Annotated in this window: 20 protein-coding genes; 6 read left to right on the top strand and 14 right to left on the bottom strand. The window is 65.1% G+C overall.

From position 1 onward, the window contains the following. From BV908_RS13020 to radC, 4 genes are all read right to left on the bottom strand, one after another. On the bottom strand, positions 1-825 hold an 825-nt coding region (locus BV908_RS13020; RefSeq protein WP_103737058.1), incomplete at its 3' end, for an IS630 family transposase. 734 nt (positions 826-1,559) lie between these two features. After that, positions 1,560-1,838 (bottom strand): hypothetical protein, encoded by a 279-nt coding sequence (locus tag BV908_RS13015; RefSeq protein ID WP_088887067.1) that lies wholly within the window; start codon positions 1,836-1,838, stop codon positions 1,560-1,562. A gap of 58 nt (positions 1,839-1,896) precedes the next feature. Then, complete coding sequence (locus BV908_RS13010) at positions 1,897-2,247, bottom strand: DUF2958 domain-containing protein (protein ID WP_088887068.1); 351 nt, start codon at positions 2,245-2,247, stop codon at positions 1,897-1,899. Positions 2,248-2,525: 278 nt separating this feature from the next. Beyond that, complete coding sequence (gene radC, locus BV908_RS13005) at positions 2,526-3,035, bottom strand: DNA repair protein RadC (protein WP_088887069.1); 510 nt, start codon at positions 3,033-3,035, stop codon at positions 2,526-2,528. A 470-nt stretch (positions 3,036-3,505) separates the two neighbouring features. On the opposite strand from radC, the gene BV908_RS13000 reads away from it, so the two are divergent. Next, positions 3,506-3,883: an AlpA family phage regulatory protein gene (locus tag BV908_RS13000; protein ID WP_088887070.1), complete on the top strand. Its 378-nt coding sequence runs from the start codon at positions 3,506-3,508 to the stop codon at positions 3,881-3,883. Between the two features lie 24 nt (positions 3,884-3,907). Here the strand turns inward: BV908_RS13000 and BV908_RS12995 are convergent, their stop codons facing one another. The 6 genes from BV908_RS12995 to guaB all read right to left on the bottom strand — a co-directional run bounded on the left by BV908_RS12995 (position 3,908) and on the right by guaB (position 10,826). Further along, entirely contained in the window at positions 3,908-4,156 is a 249-nt protein-coding gene (locus BV908_RS12995; protein ID WP_088888553.1) for a transcriptional regulator, read from the bottom strand. A gap of 34 nt (positions 4,157-4,190) precedes the next feature. Next, positions 4,191-5,138 carry a nucleotidyl transferase AbiEii/AbiGii toxin family protein gene (locus BV908_RS12990; RefSeq protein WP_088887071.1) on the bottom strand — a complete coding sequence of 316 codons (948 nt, stop codon included), beginning with the start codon at positions 5,136-5,138 and terminating at the stop codon, positions 4,191-4,193. Beyond that, complete coding sequence (locus BV908_RS12985) at positions 5,122-5,943, bottom strand: type IV toxin-antitoxin system AbiEi family antitoxin domain-containing protein (protein WP_088888554.1); 822 nt, start codon at positions 5,941-5,943, stop codon at positions 5,122-5,124. Before BV908_RS12985 ends, BV908_RS12990 begins: the two co-directional genes overlap by 17 nt. 155 nt (positions 5,944-6,098) lie before the next feature. Continuing rightward, positions 6,099-7,355 (bottom strand): site-specific integrase, encoded by a 1,257-nt coding sequence (locus tag BV908_RS12980; RefSeq protein ID WP_088887072.1) that lies wholly within the window; start codon positions 7,353-7,355, stop codon positions 6,099-6,101. 301 nt (positions 7,356-7,656) lie between these two features. Continuing rightward, the gene (gene guaA / locus BV908_RS12975) at positions 7,657-9,273 is read right to left on the bottom strand and encodes a glutamine-hydrolyzing GMP synthase (RefSeq protein ID WP_011805742.1); all 1,617 of its coding nucleotides are present in this window, start codon (positions 9,271-9,273) and stop codon (positions 7,657-7,659) included. Between the two features lie 77 nt (positions 9,274-9,350). After that, positions 9,351-10,826 carry an IMP dehydrogenase gene (gene guaB, locus BV908_RS12970; protein ID WP_011805743.1) on the bottom strand — a complete coding sequence of 492 codons (1,476 nt, stop codon included), beginning with the start codon at positions 10,824-10,826 and terminating at the stop codon, positions 9,351-9,353. 105 nt (positions 10,827-10,931) lie between these two features. Between guaB and BV908_RS12965 the strand changes: the two genes are divergently transcribed. Continuing rightward, positions 10,932-11,429, top strand: a complete 498-nt coding sequence (locus BV908_RS12965) for a DUF4124 domain-containing protein (RefSeq protein WP_103738371.1) — start codon at positions 10,932-10,934, stop codon at positions 11,427-11,429. A gap of 86 nt (positions 11,430-11,515) precedes the next feature. Here BV908_RS12965 and BV908_RS12960 read toward each other — a convergent pair whose 3' ends face one another. Beyond that, positions 11,516-11,860: an RnfH family protein gene (locus BV908_RS12960; RefSeq protein ID WP_103738368.1), complete on the bottom strand. Its 345-nt coding sequence runs from the start codon at positions 11,858-11,860 to the stop codon at positions 11,516-11,518. Next, a complete protein-coding gene (locus tag BV908_RS12955) occupies positions 11,853-12,293 on the bottom strand; it encodes a type II toxin-antitoxin system RatA family toxin (RefSeq protein ID WP_011805746.1) in 441 nt (146 codons plus the stop codon). Before BV908_RS12955 ends, BV908_RS12960 begins: the two co-directional genes overlap by 8 nt. Before the next feature lie 114 nt (positions 12,294-12,407). Here BV908_RS12955 and smpB point away from each other — a divergent pair, with 114 nt between their 5' ends. The 4 genes from smpB to BV908_RS12935 all read left to right on the top strand — a co-directional run bounded on the left by smpB (position 12,408) and on the right by BV908_RS12935 (position 14,747). Beyond that, positions 12,408-12,881, top strand: coding sequence for an SsrA-binding protein SmpB (gene smpB / locus BV908_RS12950; protein WP_011805747.1), 474 nt, complete (start codon positions 12,408-12,410; stop codon positions 12,879-12,881). A gap of 98 nt (positions 12,882-12,979) precedes the next feature. Further along, positions 12,980-13,345, top strand: coding sequence for a hypothetical protein (locus BV908_RS12945; protein ID WP_011805748.1), 366 nt, complete (start codon positions 12,980-12,982; stop codon positions 13,343-13,345). A gap of 16 nt (positions 13,346-13,361) precedes the next feature. Beyond that, positions 13,362-13,877 carry a sigma-70 family RNA polymerase sigma factor gene (locus tag BV908_RS12940; protein ID WP_047350564.1) on the top strand — a complete coding sequence of 172 codons (516 nt, stop codon included), beginning with the start codon at positions 13,362-13,364 and terminating at the stop codon, positions 13,875-13,877. Positions 13,878-13,907: 30 nt separating this feature from the next. Then, positions 13,908-14,747, top strand: a complete 840-nt coding sequence (locus tag BV908_RS12935) for an anti-sigma factor (RefSeq protein ID WP_011805750.1) — start codon at positions 13,908-13,910, stop codon at positions 14,745-14,747. Here the strand turns inward: BV908_RS12935 and BV908_RS12930 are convergent. Both BV908_RS12930 and BV908_RS12925 read right to left on the bottom strand, forming a co-directional pair. Next, a complete protein-coding gene (locus BV908_RS12930) occupies positions 14,698-15,789 on the bottom strand; it encodes an enoyl-CoA hydratase/isomerase family protein (protein WP_103738367.1) in 1,092 nt (363 codons plus the stop codon). The two genes, BV908_RS12935 and BV908_RS12930, sit on opposite strands and share 50 nt — an antisense overlap. After that, positions 15,786-16,670 (bottom strand): DMT family transporter, encoded by an 885-nt coding sequence (locus BV908_RS12925; protein WP_088887079.1) that lies wholly within the window; start codon positions 16,668-16,670, stop codon positions 15,786-15,788. The genes BV908_RS12930 and BV908_RS12925 overlap by 4 nt, the downstream gene beginning before the upstream one ends. Positions 16,671-16,829 lie beyond the last annotated feature (159 nt).

Here is a 16,829-nt window from a genome sequence, read left to right as displayed (position 1 = left end):
GGCGAACCATGCCCTGATTGAGGCGGTCTTGTGCGTGCCGTAGTTGTCCATCACCAGATGCACGTCCAGCCCCGCAGGCACGTTGGCTTCGATGGTACGCAGAAATTGCAGGAACTCCGCGCTGCGATGGCGCCGATGCAACTCCCCGATCACTTCGCCCGTGGCAATGTCCAGCGCCGCAAACAGCGTCGTCGTGCCGTGGCGCATGTAATCGTGGGTGCGCCGCTCGGCAATGCCCGGTGCCAGCGGTAGTATCGGCTGTGTGCGGTCCAGCGCCTGGATCTGGCTCTTCTCATCCACGCACAACACCATCGCCTTGAGCGGCGGATCCAGGTACAGGCCGACAATGTCGCGCACCTTCTCGACGAACAGCGGATCACTGGAGAGTTTGAATGTTTCCTGGCGGTGCGGCTGCAAGCCAAAAGCCCGCCAGATTCGGCTCACAGCCGTCTGTGACACATCCATGGCGCGCGCCATGCTGCGCGTGCTCCAGTGCGTGGCACCGGCGGGCACACACTCCAGCGTCTTGGCAATGACGGCATCGACTCGGGCATCGTCAATCGTACGCGGCGCACCCGGGCGCGGCGCATCAAACAGACCGTCCAGGCGCAGCTGGACAAACCGACCGCGCCACTTCGATACCGTTTGCTGAGTGACCCGTTGACGCGCTGCCACCACCTTGTTTTCCAGGCCCTCGGCACAGGCCAGCACAATGCGTGCTCGCAAGGCCAGGGCCTGCGCTGTCTTGCGACGCTTGGTCAGCGCGATCAGTTGTTCGCGCTCCGTCGCGCTCAACACCAATGGAGTCTTTGGTCTTCCGCTCATGGGCACCTCGTCGTGCAACACACTACACGACTGACTGCATTGGCAGAAAATAATTCAATGAATTTTTAACTCACGACACTAGATTCGGAGCCCAGCCTTTCGGCTGTTCGGTGCGGTTGGCACGAAGAACCCGGTTGGCCTCGTTGCCACCGTCTTTCCTGAGTTCATCGCCCGCGACGGTCAGGAGCCCACGGACGTGGGCCGTCAAGGAGGAAAGCGGCAGGTTGGTGCGGCCCGCAGGCGCAGCCGAGGACACGGCCTGGCGCGCCTTGACGGCACGCGGCCACGGGCTACAGTCGCGAGCAAGGTGATGAAATCAGGGGAGACGGCTGGACATGGCAACGGCCGCCTCGATGTGCAGCCCGCACGCAAGCGCAAGCGCGCAGGCCCGGATCTGGAAGCCGGGCCGTAGGCGTCAGCCGAGCAGCGCGAGGGAACGATGAAAGCCCGAAGGGGCGAAACCCCGCAGGGGGTTCGATGCGCAGCACGACAGCGCGACCGGCCATGCTGCTTGGCCGGGGACGCCCGGACTTCAAGGCTCGATGCACAACCTCATACTCCTGGCATCGGGAAGCAGGGTTGATTGCGCTTGTGGCTGCTGTCGTCTGGCCGAGCCGGCGCAGCCGGTTCGGCGGTTTTTGAGGGGCGCCAAGCTCTGCGCGGCGGGGATAGCCCGCAGGGCTTTCCCCTGGAGGCAAGCGAAGCGCGCAGCGCCCCATCGGGGCGCGAAGGCATCAGGACGACTCGTCAGGACGCAGGCTGGATTCCGACACCGGCATCCAAGGCGAAGACGAGTTCAGCAGATAGCGCGCACCGCGCGCGTACAGGCCCGAAGGCCCGGCAGGCTGGTAGAACCCGGTGACGCGGCGCCGGAACTGCAAGCCGGCGTCGTTCGTGTAGATCACCGCGTCGCCAATCTTGAAGCGCAGGGGCTGGCCGTTCTCCGGCGCGAACGGCTTGAGCGCATCGTGCTGCGCAGTGACTTCGATGATCCAATCGTGATGGCTGCTCATGGCATTGATCTCCTTCGACAGTTGAGAAAGGAGCGCCTTGCGGCGCTCTAGGGCCGGGTCAGACGACGATCCGCCCGGCCAGCCGCGCATCGCGCGCGTAGGCGCTCAACCGCTTCTCGGCGCGGAACGACAGGTCGCGCTCGATCGGCAGGCCCAGCCCGCCGCGCACGTTCGCCAGCTCGTTCAAGCTGACCCAGCCGATTTCCGGCATCCCCAAGCCCAGGTCGCAAAGACCAAAGGCGTGGTCGTGGTCATCGGGATCAATCTCGGTCAGCAGCCAGGTCGCGCCGGCATCCGGCGTGAACAGCTTGATCACGGGCGCCGGATCGAAGTCCGGGTTCTCCAAGGATTCGCGGCCGTTGGCCAGCAACACGATGCGTTGCTCGTCGGTGATGAATGCGTTGTTCATGGTGAACTCCTGAAAGGTTGCCGGGCGGAATTGCCCGACCCTTCCGGGGCACGGCGCAGCGCAAGCAGTCAGGGGTCAACGACGGCCGCCAGGACGCAAGCGCCATCGGCGCGCAGCCCTTGACGGCGAGAACGCCGTGGCACGATGAAGGGAACAGCAAGACCGCCCCCTCGCACCTCCACACACTCCGGCTGTCGGCAAGTGCGCAGCACGCGCAGGCCCGCGCGGGCCGGAGTGCGATACAGGGCGCAGCAAAAAGGGGGCCGAAGCCCCCTCGATCAGATCAGGCCGCGTTCGGCAAAGGACGTGGTGGTGCCACCCGCCACGATGATGTGATCCAGCGTGCGGACATCCACCAGCGCCAGCGCCTCCTTGAGCCGCTGGGTCAGCATCTTGTCGGCACTGCTCGGCTCGGGATTCCCGCTCGGATGATTGTGCGAAATGATGACTGCCGCCGCGTTTTGCCGCAGGGCCGCCTTGACCACTTCGCGCGGATGCACTTCGGCTGAGTCGATGGTGCCGCGGAACATCTCAGCGTACTCGATCAGGCGATGCTGCGTATCGAGGAACAGCACCGCGAACACCTCATGCTCGAAGCCGGCCAGCTTGGCGCGCAGGTACTCCTTGACCGCCGCCGGCGAACTGAACGACGCACCGCGTTGCATCTTGTGCTCGATGGCCTGGCGCGCGGCCTCCAGAATCTGGTCGGCTGTCGCCAGCAGGTAGTGACCCTGTGCATCGCGCACCATCAGCGAGGCATCGAACGAGGAAAAGGACAGTTGCGACATGATCGTGCTCCGGTTGCTCGGGCGGAATTGCCCGGAACCGTGGTCAGCACGGCGCAGCGCAAACAGTCAGGGGGCGCAGCCGGACGCCAGGACGCCAGCGCGCATGGCGCGCGCCGCCCTTGACGGCGAGAACGCCGTGATACGGTGAAGGGAACAGCAAGACCGCCCACACCCCGCCCACTGCACACACCCGCTTTTCGGCAAGCGGAGCGCGCAGGCTCGGATCAACAAGCCGGGCCGGAGGCGTCAGCCGAGCAAAGCGAGGAAACGATGGAAGCCCGACAGGGGCGAGACGCCGCAGGCGGCTTGATGCGCAGCACGACAGCGCGACGGCGGCACGCCGGGACGCACGAGCATTTGGCAATCCGCACTGCATATGCGCCCATGAACGCACGGAGTTCGCCCTTCTACGCCGCAGCAAGTTGTTCCGATAGGTATTGAACTTCACCATGTCTCCATGCAGCAAGTTCATGGAGTCCGAGGTGGAACAGCTATCGCAAGCATCCAACACCGCCGGCATCGACGCCGACCAGCCCCTTCCCTTGCCGGGCACGGAAGCCTACGAGACACTGCCGCAATTTCCGAAGCGCGGCCCCCTTCCCTTCCGTCGCACCATCCGCCGGCACGAGTTACACCAGATCGTCCCCCTGGCAGAGACAACGGTCTACGAAATGGAGCAGCGCGGCGAATTCCCCAGGCGCTTCCGGCTCACGCCCCGTTGCGTTGTCTGGGATCTGGAAGAGGTCGAAGCATGGATCGAAGAACGCAAACAGGCCTCGCGCTCAGCGAAGTCCGCCCCGCCCACCGGGCCCGATGTCAGACTGCGCCAGTACCGGCAGGTTCGGTGAGCAGTCTCAGCAACGCGGCCAACGTCAGGGCGAGCCGGCCTCCACCCGAACCAGTGACGCGCCCGTCAGGATCTGCGCTATCTGGGCGACAGCCTGAGCCACCGCCGCATCGTGGTCGAACGCCTCTCGGCTGAAGGCCAGCGCGACATACCCAGGTCGGCCCCAGCCCACCGTGACATCGGCACAGTCGCTGGCGGCCAGCCGGTGCAGTACTTCATCCAACGAATCCACCTCCGGATTCAGCGTGCAGACCAGTGTGAAATCGTGAACCATCGCCATCGCTCCATCTGCTTTTCTTCCCACCGCATCAGCGCGCCATGATGCGCGCCAGGGCGTCCGCCAACTGATCACGATCCGCGGCGCGCTTGGCCGCCGTGCGCTGCGCCAGGTTGTGCAGCTTGCGCCGCACGCCGGGCAGATCGGCCGCATGGGCAAGCCCGATCAAGCTGAAATCTGGCCGCTCATCCTCGACCGATTGCAGAAAGGCCAGCGACGGCTCATCCAGCCACGCTGCCACGCGCGACAACAGGCGCTCGCGGCTCTCCAGCAAGGCCCCTACTTCGATGGGATCGGTCGTCATGCCCTTGAAATGGGCCTCGAAGGTGGCCGCGAAATCCGCGGGCACTCGTGGCGCCAGCATCTCCCAGGCCGGCTTGGGACTGCACGTCAGGTACACGAGGAAGGTGCGCCAGAGCGCTGCGTCCGCACGCTCGTCCTGAAGTAGCAAGCCCACGTCGAAAAGATCGCGCGGATGCTGCCGCGACAGCGCTGCTGCCAGCTTGCCGGCGTACAGGTCGGCGAAGTCCAGCACCCGCACCTCGGCGAAGCCGAACGCCTCTTCTACCCTTGGTCGCACGACCATAGTGCGCACCGGATGCACTGTGCCGCGCATGACCGGCGTGGTCTCGATCTGCACGCGCGCACGGCCACGGCTGGCTACCAGCCGCGTGACCGTTCCTGTGCCCTCGCCTGCCGAGGTCTGTACCTGCAGTTGCAACGGGCGGGCACGCAGCACATCGGCCAATCGCCCAAGGGCTTCCTCGATCAGCTTCGCATCCTCGGCATAGTCATGTACCGGCAGCCAGGCCAGATCAATGTCCACCGACAACCGCGGCAGGTCATGCTCGAACAGGTTGATGGCCGTGCCGCCCTTGAGCGCGAAGCGCGGCTCCTGCGCCAGCACCGGCAGGATTTCGACCAGCAGCCGCACCCTGTCTGTATAGCGCCGGTCCCAATGGTTAAGCAAGGTGCTCATCGAGGTCTCCCGGCAAGGTGATCTGGTAGGTCGGATGCAAGCGCCCGCCAGGCACCAGCGCGCGCTTGCCCCGGCCCAGATCGACGCCATCCAGCGGTACATGCGATCGCCACGCATGTCGATGGCGATCGGCCAACGCGAGGAACAACCGCTTGGCCTTGATGCTGCCGCAGTGGCGCAGCAGCAGGCCGACCCGCTGCGGCCGCAGCGTGGTCATGGCCTGCATCAGCGCATCGGCCTCGTAGACCCCTGCCGCATCCGATACGCCGTCGCACAGTTCCAGCATGGCCCGCTCAGGCGTCGAGCAAACCAGGGCATCGATCCCAGGCGCCGCGGAATGCCAAGCCAGGCCCGCTTCCGACAGCGCCTTCTCGGAGACTTCCGCAGTGACGGACACGGCCGGCAGATCGAGCGGCCCCTTGCCCAGGAACGCGAAGCGTTGCTCCAATGACAGCTTGCCCAACCAGCCCGGCGGCTGCTGTGGCCCATACAGCGTGATCGTCCCGGCATCGCCCAGGCGCAGGTAGTGCTCATGTCCCTGCAGGGCCAGCGCAAAACGCCCCCCGACATGCAGCGGCACCCCCTCCCCAACCTGCAAGCTGCGCACCACGCCTTCCCATTGCAGGCGCCCGCCCTTGCGCATGTAAACGCCGCGCGCTGGCGACACCAGCCAGCCGCTGCCCACATAGCGCGCGACAAGGCTGTTTGAGTAGCCGTGCGCGCGCAGCCAGCGGCTGGACACCAGGCGCGTATCGCCCAGTTCGGCCAGCAGGCGGTTCAGTTTTCCTGAATTTTGAGCATTCATAGTGCTCAAAATAACATATTTATAAACTATCGCCAAGGCTGAATAGTTTGACAAGAGCTTGAAAGGATCATCCAGAGTGATCTTTCCTCGATGAATGCAAACCTCGCGCTGTCCACCGACAGCATGCCCTGATGAAGTCATCATGCGGCCCTCCCTCACAAAGCCGCACTGAGCACTGGGACCGGCACGTTCTCCGGCAGCAGCTTCGGCACGTGGGTACGCCCGTCGATCCAGGCATCGACCATGTCCGCCCACTCCTGCAGCATGTGGCGCCGCTGCTCGGCGTACTCGGCCTTGTTGTACACCGAACGCGAGGAGCGCCCTTCCTCGTGCGCCAGGCACTTCTCGATCCAGTCACCGTTGAAGCCCACCTCGTTGAGCAGCGTCGCGCCGGTACGGCGCAGGTCATGCACTGTGAAAGGCTCCAGAGGCAGGCCCGCAGCCTTGGCCCGCTCGGCAATGAGCTGGGTGACGCGGTTCAGGGTCGCATGCGACATGCAACAGCTTGGCTCGTAGCGCGAGGGCAGCACGAACTTCGAGCCCGCAGCGCAGGTATGCAACGCCACGAGAATGTCCAGGGCCTGCCGCGACAGATAGACCACGTGCGGATTGCGCCCCTTCATGCGCTGCTTCGGAATCGTCCAGGTGGCGTTCTCGAAATCGACCTCATCCCAGGTGGCCTCAATCAATTCGCTCTTGCGCACCAGGGTCAGCAGGACCATGCGCAGGGCCAGGCGGATCGTCGGATAGGTCGCGATGGATTCCAACTGGTGGAACGCCAGCCGGATCTCTGTTGGTGAGAGCGCCCGGTCCTTCGGCACAAAGGTCGCGATCGAGGCGGCCGCCACATCGCTCGCCGGGTTGTCCACCTTCTCGCCGTGCAGGGTGGCGAAGGCATAGACCTGCTTCACGATGTCGCGGACATGCACCGCCGTGGCGGGCGCCCCGCGTGCCTTCACCTTGTTGCACAAGGCCCGCAGGTCATCCGCGGTGATTTCGTTGAGCAGCCGGTTCTGGAACGCCGGCAGGATGTCGCGATCGACGACGTGTTTGCGCATCGCGCGCGTGCTGTCGGCCATCCGGGCGTCCGCCAGCCATTTGACGGCGATATCGCCGAAATTCTTGGCAGCGGTCAGCCGGCGCTTATCACGCTGCTTTTCCAGTGCCGGGGAACGGCCGTCGGCGACGGCCTTCTTGGCGTCGAGCAGCTTTTCACGGGCTAGCGCCAGCGAGATACCGCCAGGGCCATAGCGGCCAATCGTCAGGGTCTCACGGCGCCCGTTGAGACGGTAATCGTAGCGGAAGGTGACGGTACCGGCGGCCGATACCGTCACGTACATCCCATCCCGGTCAGAAACCTTATAAGTCAATGACTTAGGTTTCAGATTGCGCAGTGCTGTGTCAGTAAGCATCGAGGTTTTTCCTCCTGTTCGCGACGGCTTTTACCGTCAGGGGTCAGGAGACCTGCTGATGCCTGGAAAGCCGCATGAAACAAGCTTTCCAGAAGAGTGATTTACCGTCAAAGACCGATTTGGTCTCAATAGTAAACGGGAGGGTCTTAATCCGACCCCCGGTTCTTACCGTCAGTTCTACCGTCAACCCGTTTTGCTGGCCGGCGATAGCCACCGATAACTGCCATGACGTATTTCCTTCTAAATCAACACGTTACAGCGGTTTTTCGATACCTGGCGATAGTCCCCGAAGGACCTGATTTCACTCCCACTCGATGGTGGCAGGCGGCTTGCTCGACACGTCGTAGGTCACGCGGTTGATGCCGCGCACCTCATTGATGATGCGGCTGGAGACCTTCTTCAACAGCGCGTAGGGCAACTCCGCCCAGTCGGCTGTCATGAAGTCGCTGGTCTGCACCGCGCGCAGTGCCACCACATAGTCGTAGGTGCGGCCATCGCCCATCACGCCCACGCTCTTAACGGGCAGGAACACGGTGAAGGCCTGGCTGGTGAGGTCGTACCAGGTCTTGCCCGTGGCTTCGTCGGTGAAGTTGCGCAGCTCTTCGATGAAGATGGCATCGGCGCGGCGCAGCAGGTCGGCGTATTCCTTCTTCACCTCGCCCAGAATGCGCACGCCCAGGCCCGGGCCGGGGAACGGATGGCGGTAGACCATTTCGCGCGGCAGTCCCAGGGCCACGCCGAGCTCGCGCACCTCGTCCTTGAACAGGTCGCGCAGCGGCTCCAGCAGTTTGAGGCCGAGTTGCTCGGGCAGCCCGCCCACGTTGTGGTGGCTCTTGATGGTGACGGCCTTCTTGCTCTTGGCACCGCCGGACTCGATCACGTCGGGGTAGATGGTGCCTTGCGCCAGGAAGGTCGCGCCCTTGTGGCCCTGGCCGCTGGCCTTGAGCTTTTCGGCTTCGGCCTTGAACACGTCCACGAACAGGCGGCCGATGATCTTGCGCTTTTGCTCGGGCTCGGACACACCGGCCAGCTCACCCAGGAACAGGTCCGAGGCATCCACGCGCACCACCTTCGCGTGCAGCTTGCCTGCGAACATGTCCATGACCATATCGCCTTCGTTGAGGCGCAGCAGGCCGTGGTCCACGAACACGCAGGTAAGCTGGTCGCCAATCGCACGGTGGATCAGGGCCGCAGCCACCGACGAATCCACACCGCCAGACAGGCCCAGGATCACTTCCTCGTCGCCCACCTGCTCGCGGATCTTCTGCACGGCTTCCTCGATGTGGTCGCGCATGATCCAGTCCGCCTGGGCGCCACAGATCTCGCGCACGAAGCGGTTGAGCAGCGCCGCGCCCTGCACCGTGTGCGTGACCTCGGGGTGGAATTGCACGGCGTAGAAGCGCCGCGTTTCGTCCGCCATGCCGGCGATGGGGCAGCTGCCGGTGGAGCACATCAGCTTGAAACCGGGAGGCAGCTCGGTGACTTTGTCGCCGTGGCTCATCCACACCTTCAGCATGCCGTGGCCCTCGGGCGTGGAGAAATCCTCGATGCCCTTGAGCAGCGCGGTATGGCCATGGGCGCGGACTTCGGCATAGCCGAACTCGCGGCTGTGCGAGCCCTCGACCTTGCCGCCCAGTTGCGCGGCCATGGTCTGCATGCCGTAGCAGATGCCCAACACGGGCACGCCCAACTCGAACACGGCGTCAGGGGCGCGGTCGTCCACTTCGTAGACGCTGGCGTGGCTGCCCGACAGGATCACACCCTTGAGCTTGCCGTCTGCGGCGAACTGGCGCACCCAGTCGCTGCTCACGTCGCAGGGGTGGACCTCGCAGTAGACATGCGTCTCGCGCACGCGGCGCGCGATGAGTTGGGTGACCTGGGAGCCGAAGTCGAGGATGAGGATCTTGTCGTGTTGCATGGAGAGCGACAGGGTCGGTAAAAGACAAAAGGCCCGAACACCTGGAGACGGGTTCGGGCCTGCGGAATGGCGAAAACTCAGTCCGCCCGGTAGTTGGGGGCTTCCTTGGTGATCTGCACGTCGTGCACGTGCGACTCGCGGATGCCAGCCGCCGTGATCTCCACGAATTCGGCCTTGTTGTTCATCTCTTCGATGGTTGCGCAACCACAGTAGCCCATGGCCGCACGCACGCCGCCGGCCATCTGGAACACGATGGACACCATGGAGCCCTTGTAGGGCACGCGGCCTTCGATGCCTTCAGGCACCAGCTTGTCAGCGTTGGGATTGCCCGTGGTGGCCTCCTGGAAGTAGCGGTCGGCCGAGCCCTGCTGCATGGCGCCGATCGAGCCCATGCCGCGGTAGCTCTTGTAGGAGCGGCCCTGGTACAGGATGACTTCGCCGGGCGCTTCTTCGGTGCCAGCAAACATGCCGCCCATCATGATGGTCGACGCGCCCGCGGCCAGCGCCTTGGCAATATCCCCCGAGAAGCGAATGCCGCCGTCGGCGATCAGTGGCACACCTGTGCCCTGAAGCGCGGTGGCGACGCTGTCGATGGCCATGATCTGGGGTACGCCCACGCCAGCCACGATGCGTGTGGTGCAGATGGAGCCGGGACCGATGCCGACCTTGACCGCATCGGCGCCTGCCTCGGCCAGGGCCAGCGCGGCAGCGCCGGTGGCGATGTTGCCGCCGATCACGTCCACCTGCGGGTAGTTCTGCTTGACCCAGCGCACGCGGTCGATCACACCTTTGCTGTGGCCGTGGGCCGTATCCACCACGATGGCATCCACACCGGCCTTGACCAGCAACGCCACGCGCTCTTCGGTGCCCGCGCCGACGCCCACGGCAGCAGCCACGCGCAGGCGGCCTGCCGCATCGCGCGCGGCGTTGGGGAACGTGGTCTGCTTGTTGATGTCCTTGACCGTGATGAGGCCCTTGAGCTCAAAGGCGTCGTTCACCACCAGCAGGCGCTCCAGCTTGTGGCGGTTGAGCAGCGCCTTGGCCTGGGCCGGGGTGGTGCCGTCTTTTTCGTTGACGGTGATCAGCTTCTCGCGCGGCGTCATGATCTCACGCACCTTGACGTCGTAGCGCGTCTCGAAGCGCACGTCGCGGCTGGTGACGATGCCCACCACCTTGCCACCGTCACAGACCGGGAAGCCCGAGATGCCCAGGTTCTCGGACAGTTCCAGCACCTGCAGCACCGTGTGTTCGGGCGTGATGACCACGGGATCGTGCACCACGCCGGACTCATGCCGCTTGACCTTTGACACCTCGGCCGCCTGCTGCTCGGCCGTCATGTTCTTGTGGATGACGCCAATCCCCCCTTCTTGCGCGATGGCGATGGCCAGACGCGCTTCGGTCACGGTGTCCATGGCGGCGGACACGAGTGGGAGGTTCAGGGTGATGTTGCGCGTGAAGCGCGTGACGAGGGAGGTGTCCTTGGGCAGGACCTGGGAGTACGCCGGCACCAACAACACATCGTCGAAGGTGAGCGCTTTTCCAAGAAGGCGCATGTGAAAGCTCCAAAAAAAGGATTGTACCCGCCGCGCGACAAATCGCACACACCCCGCGTGAGCGCCCCTTGGTGGGTGCAGCCGCTCACCGCTACACTCGCCCGCATGAAACCGCACAAGCTTCTTCTGCTGGCGCTGGGCTGCTCCTGGGCCATGGGCGCAACGGCCCAATGGCAATGGGTGGACAAGGATGGGCGCAAGGTGTTCAGCGACCGCCCGCCGCCACAGGACATTCCTGACAAGAGCATCCTCAAGCAACCGCAGCGCGCCCTGCCGCGTACAGCGATGGCAGCGCCCGCTTCGCCAGCGTCGGCCCCCGCATCCGAAGCCGCCGCGCCTGCCAGCGGCAAGGACAAGCAGCTGGAGGAGAACAAGGCCAAGGCTGACGCCGCCGAAGCCGCCAAGAAGAAAGCGGAGGAGGACCGCGTGGCCAAGGCCCGTGCCGACAACTGCGCGCGCGCCAAACGCGCAAAGGAGCAGTTGGCGCCCGGCCAGTTGGTGAGCAATGTCAATGCCAAGGGGGAGCGGGGCTTCATGGACGACGCAACCCGCGCAGCAGAATTACGCCGAGCGGAAGCAACCATCGCTTCCGACTGCAAGTAGCAGCTACCCCATAACCGCCGCCACCGGCCGCCCTTCCGCATGGATGAGGTGGCCGTTTTGTTTTCAGCGCATGCTGATAAGCACTCTCAATAACCGGACTTGGCCCCCGGCCGGCGTTTGGCGAACAATCCCGCTGCACGAGCGCCCTGGCGCGCAAAGCGCTGGCGGCGCGCCAGCTTCGGGTCAACCCGCAAGGGGCGGCAACCTTCCACGCGGTCACCATCGTGCAGCAAATCGTCCAGTCTGCCTTCCCTGCCCCAAATGCCCCAGACAAGCCCCTCAGCCTGCGCATCCAGTCCGCAGGCGCTCAGAGCATCGGCCACCGTAGCACCGGCCGGAAGCAGTAGCACCCACTCGTGCACATCGCCCGGTTGCCGCGAGATGGCCACCGCGATGCGCAGCCGCCCCGGCGGGGGCGAGGTTTCAGCCATAGACCTGCTCGGCCCGTTTGATGAAGGCATCAATGAACGTGGCGGCGATGCGGTCAAACACGGGGCCGACCAACGCCGCCAATGCCCGGTTGTCAAAGCCGTAGCTCAGCTGCAGTTCGACCTTGCATGCGCGCTGCGTACCGTCCCCCACAGGATGAAAGTGCCAGTCGCCGTCGAGCTGTGAAAAGGGGCCCTCCACCAGTTCCATCTTGACGCGGCGCCCGGGCTCATGCGTATTGCGCGTGACAAACGACTTGCGTATGCCGCCCAACGCAATGCCCACTTCCGCCTTCATGCCATTTGCATGGGTTTCCAGGACGGTGGCGTGGTCGCACCACGGCAGGAACTGCGGATACTTGGCCACGTCCGTCACGAGGGCGAACATTTCTTCGGGGCTGTACCAGATGAGGACGGACTTGTTGACAGTTTTCATGCAGGCGAAGGCTGGATGGGCCTGGTGGCACAGCCGGCCTAGAATCGATGGTGCGAGACGACAACAATTGTAGGGAGACCCTTGATCTCCCGGTTTGCGCCGCATCTATTCACCATGGCCAAGAAACCTGACACATCGTCCCGCATCGCCGACAACAAGAAGGCGGCATACAACTATTTCTTTGAAGAGCGCTACGAGGCGGGGCTGGTGCTGCACGGCTGGGAGGTCAAGGCACTGCGCGAGGGCAAGGTGCAGCTTACCGACGGCTACGTGATCATCAAAGATGGGGAACTGTTTCTCATCGGCTGCCAGATCAACCCGCTCAAGACCGCGTCCACGCACGTCAGCCCCGACGCGGCGCGCATCAAAAAGCTGCTGATGCACAAGGACGAAATCCGGCGCCTGATCGGCAAGGTCGAGCAAAAAGGCTACACCCTGGTGCCGCTGAATCTCCACTGGAAGGACGGCCGCGCCAAATGCGAGATTGCCTTGGCCAAGGGCAAGGCCGAGCACGACAAGCGCGACACCATCAAGGAGCGCGAAGGCAAGCGCGAGGTGGAACGCGTCATGAAGAGCCGCCACCGCTGATCTTTTTTTGGCGGAGGGTGGAATAAACGCACCGCCCCCGGTGTTCATGCCAGCGTCCGGCCACAATTCCTCTGGCCGGCACCCTTCCGGAGAACACCATGACCAAGCTCAGTTCCCTGCTCGCCGCGCTGGCACTCGCCGGCTGTTATTCCCTCGCGCCCGCGCAAGTCAGCACCCAGGACGGCGTGCTCGTCGGCCCGAACGGCATGACGCTCTACACCTTCGACAAGGACGTAGCGGGCGATGGCCAGTCGGCCTGCAACGGCGCCTGCGCCACCAACTGGCCACCCCTGACCGCCACCAGCGCCCCCGCGGGTGAAGGCTACAGTCTGATCCAGCGCGCCGACGGCAGCAAGCAGGTGGCCTACAAGGGCAAGCCGCTGTACTACTGGATCAAGGACGGCAAGCCCGGCGACAAGACGGGGGACGGCGTGAACAACCTGTGGCGCGCCGCCAAGCCATGAGCCCCACAATGCGTCCATGAACCGCGTCCAGATCGTGGAGCAACTGCCGGGGTTGCGCCGCTATGCGCGCGCGCTCACCGGCGACGCATGGGCAGCCGACGATCTGGTGCAGGACACGCTGGAGCGCGCCTGCCGCAAGTGGCTGCTGTGGCGCGGCGGCAGCAATCTGCGCGCCTGGCTTTTCACGCTGATGCACAACCTGTACCTCAACCAGCGCCGCGGCCTGGTGCCCGTGCAGGCGCTGGATGTGGATGCCCTGGCGGCCATCGCGGACGCGCCTGACGCCTCCCACGAAACAGCCATGGACCTGGACCGCTGCCTGCAACGCCTGCCCGTCGATCAACGGGCCGTGCTGCTCCTGGTGACACTGGAAGACATGGCCTATGCCGACGTGGCGCGTGTGCTGGGTATACCGGAAGGCACGGTGATGTCGCGGTTGTCCCGCGCTCGCGCACGCATGCGCGAATTGATGGAGCCCTCAGTCCACGCCCAGCCGTCATCCACCCCGACTGCCTTGCGCCGCATGAAATGAAGCGCCCTTTCCGCCCGTAGTGAGCCCGCCATGAAGCCCGACCCTTTCAGCCCTTCGGACGAGACGCATCTGCATGCTTTGGCGGACGACCGGCTGCCGCGCGCCCAGGCAGAGTCGCTGCACTCCCGCATGGACTCCTCGCAGAGGCAGCGTGCCGAAGCGTGGGCGCAACAGCGTGCGCAGCTGCAGACCCTGCACGCTGACTGGTTGCGGCAGCCTGTGCCCAATGTGCTGGTACAGGCGGCAGAGCGCCTGCAAGACGCACACGACACGCAACAGCACTGGGCCCGTTGGGGCGGCTTTGCCGCGGGCTGGGTGCTGGCGTTCGGGCTGGGCTGGAGCCTGCATGCGACGGACGGCAAACAAACCACACTGGCCACGGCCCCCCCGCAACGGTTCGTGCAGCAGGCGGCCGTGGCGCACGCGGTCTACCAACCCGAACAGCGCCATCCTGTGGAAGTGGCGGCCGCGCAGCAGGACCACCTGGTGCAGTGGCTGTCCAAGCGGCTGGCGCGCCCGCTCACCGTGCCGCGGCTGCAGGCCGAGGGGTTCGAATTGATGGGCGGGCGCCTGCTGCCCGGCGGCAGCGGGGCGCGCGCGCAATTCATGTACCAGAACGCCGCGGGCGCGCGAATCACGCTGTACCTGGGCGCACTCGACGGCCTACAGGCTGCGGCGGCACCGACCACCGCGTTCCAGTTCCACGACGAAGGGACCGTGTCCAGTTTCTACTGGGTGGACCAGGGTTTTGGCTACGCCCTCAGCGGCGAACTGCCGCGGCCCACGCTGCAGGCGCTGGCCACGGCGGTGTACCAGCAGATCAGCGCAGCGCCGCCAGCGGGTGCGCGTGCGCCGGCCAAGGGCTCTTGAAGAACGCTTGCACCAGCGCGGGCTCCACATCCTCCACGCGCGCGGGGTTCCAGCGCGGGCTGTGGTCCTTGTCCACCGCCAGGGCGCGAATGCCCTCCACCGTCTCGCTCTGGCCGGGACGCAGGTAGAAGCAGTGCCGAACCATGTCGCGCTCCATGCGCAAGTCGTCGGCCAGACCCATGCTGCGCGCACGGCGGACCTGCTCCAGCACGACATGCAGCATCAGTGGAGAGCGCTTGCGCAACGTGGCAGCCGTGGCGCGTGCCCACTCGTCGTCAGACTGCTCCAGCGCAGCCACGATGGCCGCCGCATCATCCAACGCGAAGTAGTGATCAATTTGGCCTCTAGCGCTTACAGCGCAAGCGCCAGCAGCTACAAATTTTGATGCGACCCACTGCTGAACGGCAGCGCCGTCGGCAAACGTCTGCAACGCCAGACCGTCCCACACCGCCGCTTGCTGGCCCGCCGGCAGGAAGCCGTCCGCCAGGCCGAAGTCAATGGCATCGGCTGCGCCGATGGCGTCGCCCGTCAGTGCCAGCCACTCGCCCACGCGGCCAGGGCAGCGCGAGAGGAAGTAGCCGCCGCCCACATCGGGGAACAGGCCGATCGCCGTCTCCGGCATGGCCATCTTGGTGCGCTCGGTCACGATGCGCAGCGTGCCGCCCTGGCTGATGCCCATGCCGCCCCCCATGACGATGCCGTCCATGAAGGCGATGTAGGGCTTGCCGAAGGTGTGGATCAGATGGTTGAGGGCGTATTCCTCGGTGAAGAAGTCCTCCAGTTGCGGATTGCCCGTGCTGCCCGCGGCGTGCAAAAAGCGGATGTCGCCGCCCGCGCAGAAGGCGCCGAAGGGCCCTTCGCGGCCGTTGCCGCGGATCGCCACGGCCAGTACCTTGTCGTCATGCTGCCAGGCCAGCAGCGCCGCCATCAGGTCGCGCACCATGCCCAGCGACAAGGCATTCAGCGCCTTCGGGCGGTTCAGCGTGATGCAGCCGACCTGGCCGCGCACCTCGGTCACGACTTCCGCCGTCATCTCCGTCATTGTTGTTCCTTCCATCCAAGCAGTTCATTGAAAACGAGCGCGCCGATCACCAGCGCGCCTCCCATCAGCACGGCCGGGGCTGGGCGCTCTCCAGCGCCCACCCAGGCCAGCAGAATGCCAAAGATCACTTCCAGCAGGCCCAGCAGCGCAATCTCAGGCGCCTTGAGCACGCGCGCGCAGTACACCACCAGCACGCAGGGGATCGCCAATTGGACCAGACCCAGCAGGGCCAGAAGGGACAAATCACGCGCCGTGGCCTGGAACGGCCACGCAAGCGGCAGCGTGGCCAGGGCGGACAGCGCCGCCCCCAGCAGCACGGCGGGCACCAGGTCCACCGCATGGCCCTGGCGCTGCGAGTGCTGCACCACCACCCAGTTCACGGCCGCCGCGACCGGCACGCACAAGGCAACAAGCACGCCCACCACGGACAGGCCGGAGATGCCCGAGCCATACATCCACCCGATGCCTGCGCCCGCCAATGCAATCGCGCACCAGGTGCGCGGCGCGATGTGGTGGCCAATGAAGGCCCGCGCCAGCAATGCCGTGAGCAGCGGTCCGATGGCCATGGTGACCAATACGCTGGCCACGGGGATGAGCAATATGGCGATCATGAAGGCCGTGAACATCACGCTCCAGCACACGCCAGAGATCCACACCGCCCGCCCCCCGCGCCGCAGATTGGCCAGCAACGCCCTGCCCTGCAGCACCGGCAGGATTACGCACAGCGACAGCAGCATGAAGAAGCTGCGCCAGAAGGTCACTTCAAAGCTGCGGGCCTGGTCCAGATGGCGCGTGACGACGCCCGCGATGGACCACATGAAGGTGACGGCCACCATCAGCCAGACCGCCCGCGCGTGGCCGGGCAAGGCATTCGCGGTCATCGCTGTCTCCTCCCTGTGGATTTCTTGTGTCGTCGGCATGTGCTACCCACGCATGCCGTGAGGCCCGCATGTTAGCGGCTGGCGCCATACCGCGCTGCCTCAGATGCGCGAAGGGCGAACCCTCCTTGCGGATGGGCTCACCCTTCGTCGGCTCGCAGC

The organism is Diaphorobacter sp. LR2014-1 (genome assembly GCF_002916785.1).
GTDB lineage: Bacteria > Pseudomonadota > Gammaproteobacteria > Burkholderiales > Burkholderiaceae_C > Diaphorobacter > Diaphorobacter nitroreducens.
Note: the sequence above shows the minus strand (reverse complement) of the source record. Positions and strands in the feature narration are given on the sequence as shown.

What these genes read in the sequence shown, in the direction of transcription:
- BV908_RS13015 (WP_088887067.1), bottom strand. Translation starts at nt 1,838, where the DNA reads ATGAGCAGCCATCACGATTGGATCATCGAAGTCACTGCGCAGCACGAT.
- BV908_RS13010 (WP_088887068.1), bottom strand. Translation starts at nt 2,247, where the DNA reads ATGAACAACGCATTCATCACCGACGAGCAACGCATCGTGTTGCTGGCC.
- radC (WP_088887069.1), bottom strand. Translation starts at nt 3,035, where the DNA reads ATGTCGCAACTGTCCTTTTCCTCGTTCGATGCCTCGCTGATGGTGCGC.
- BV908_RS13000 (WP_088887070.1), top strand. Translation starts at nt 3,506, where the DNA reads ATGGAGTCCGAGGTGGAACAGCTATCGCAAGCATCCAACACCGCCGGC.
- BV908_RS12995 (WP_088888553.1), bottom strand. Translation starts at nt 4,156, where the DNA reads ATGGTTCACGATTTCACACTGGTCTGCACGCTGAATCCGGAGGTGGAT.
- BV908_RS12990 (WP_088887071.1), bottom strand. Translation starts at nt 5,138, where the DNA reads ATGAGCACCTTGCTTAACCATTGGGACCGGCGCTATACAGACAGGGTG.
- BV908_RS12985 (WP_088888554.1), bottom strand. Translation starts at nt 5,943, where the DNA reads ATGAATGCTCAAAATTCAGGAAAACTGAACCGCCTGCTGGCCGAACTG.
- BV908_RS12980 (WP_088887072.1), bottom strand. Translation starts at nt 7,355, where the DNA reads ATGCTTACTGACACAGCACTGCGCAATCTGAAACCTAAGTCATTGACT.
- guaA (WP_011805742.1), bottom strand. Translation starts at nt 9,273, where the DNA reads ATGCAACACGACAAGATCCTCATCCTCGACTTCGGCTCCCAGGTCACC.
- guaB (WP_011805743.1), bottom strand. Translation starts at nt 10,826, where the DNA reads ATGCGCCTTCTTGGAAAAGCGCTCACCTTCGACGATGTGTTGTTGGTG.
- BV908_RS12965 (WP_103738371.1), top strand. Translation starts at nt 10,932, where the DNA reads ATGAAACCGCACAAGCTTCTTCTGCTGGCGCTGGGCTGCTCCTGGGCC.
- BV908_RS12960 (WP_103738368.1), bottom strand. Translation starts at nt 11,860, where the DNA reads ATGGCTGAAACCTCGCCCCCGCCGGGGCGGCTGCGCATCGCGGTGGCC.
- BV908_RS12955 (WP_011805746.1), bottom strand. Translation starts at nt 12,293, where the DNA reads ATGAAAACTGTCAACAAGTCCGTCCTCATCTGGTACAGCCCCGAAGAA.
- smpB (WP_011805747.1), top strand. Translation starts at nt 12,408, where the DNA reads ATGGCCAAGAAACCTGACACATCGTCCCGCATCGCCGACAACAAGAAG.
- BV908_RS12945 (WP_011805748.1), top strand. Translation starts at nt 12,980, where the DNA reads ATGACCAAGCTCAGTTCCCTGCTCGCCGCGCTGGCACTCGCCGGCTGT.
- BV908_RS12940 (WP_047350564.1), top strand. Translation starts at nt 13,362, where the DNA reads ATGAACCGCGTCCAGATCGTGGAGCAACTGCCGGGGTTGCGCCGCTAT.
- BV908_RS12935 (WP_011805750.1), top strand. Translation starts at nt 13,908, where the DNA reads ATGAAGCCCGACCCTTTCAGCCCTTCGGACGAGACGCATCTGCATGCT.
- BV908_RS12930 (WP_103738367.1), bottom strand. Translation starts at nt 15,789, where the DNA reads ATGACGGAGATGACGGCGGAAGTCGTGACCGAGGTGCGCGGCCAGGTC.
- BV908_RS12925 (WP_088887079.1), bottom strand. Translation starts at nt 16,670, where the DNA reads ATGACCGCGAATGCCTTGCCCGGCCACGCGCGGGCGGTCTGGCTGATG.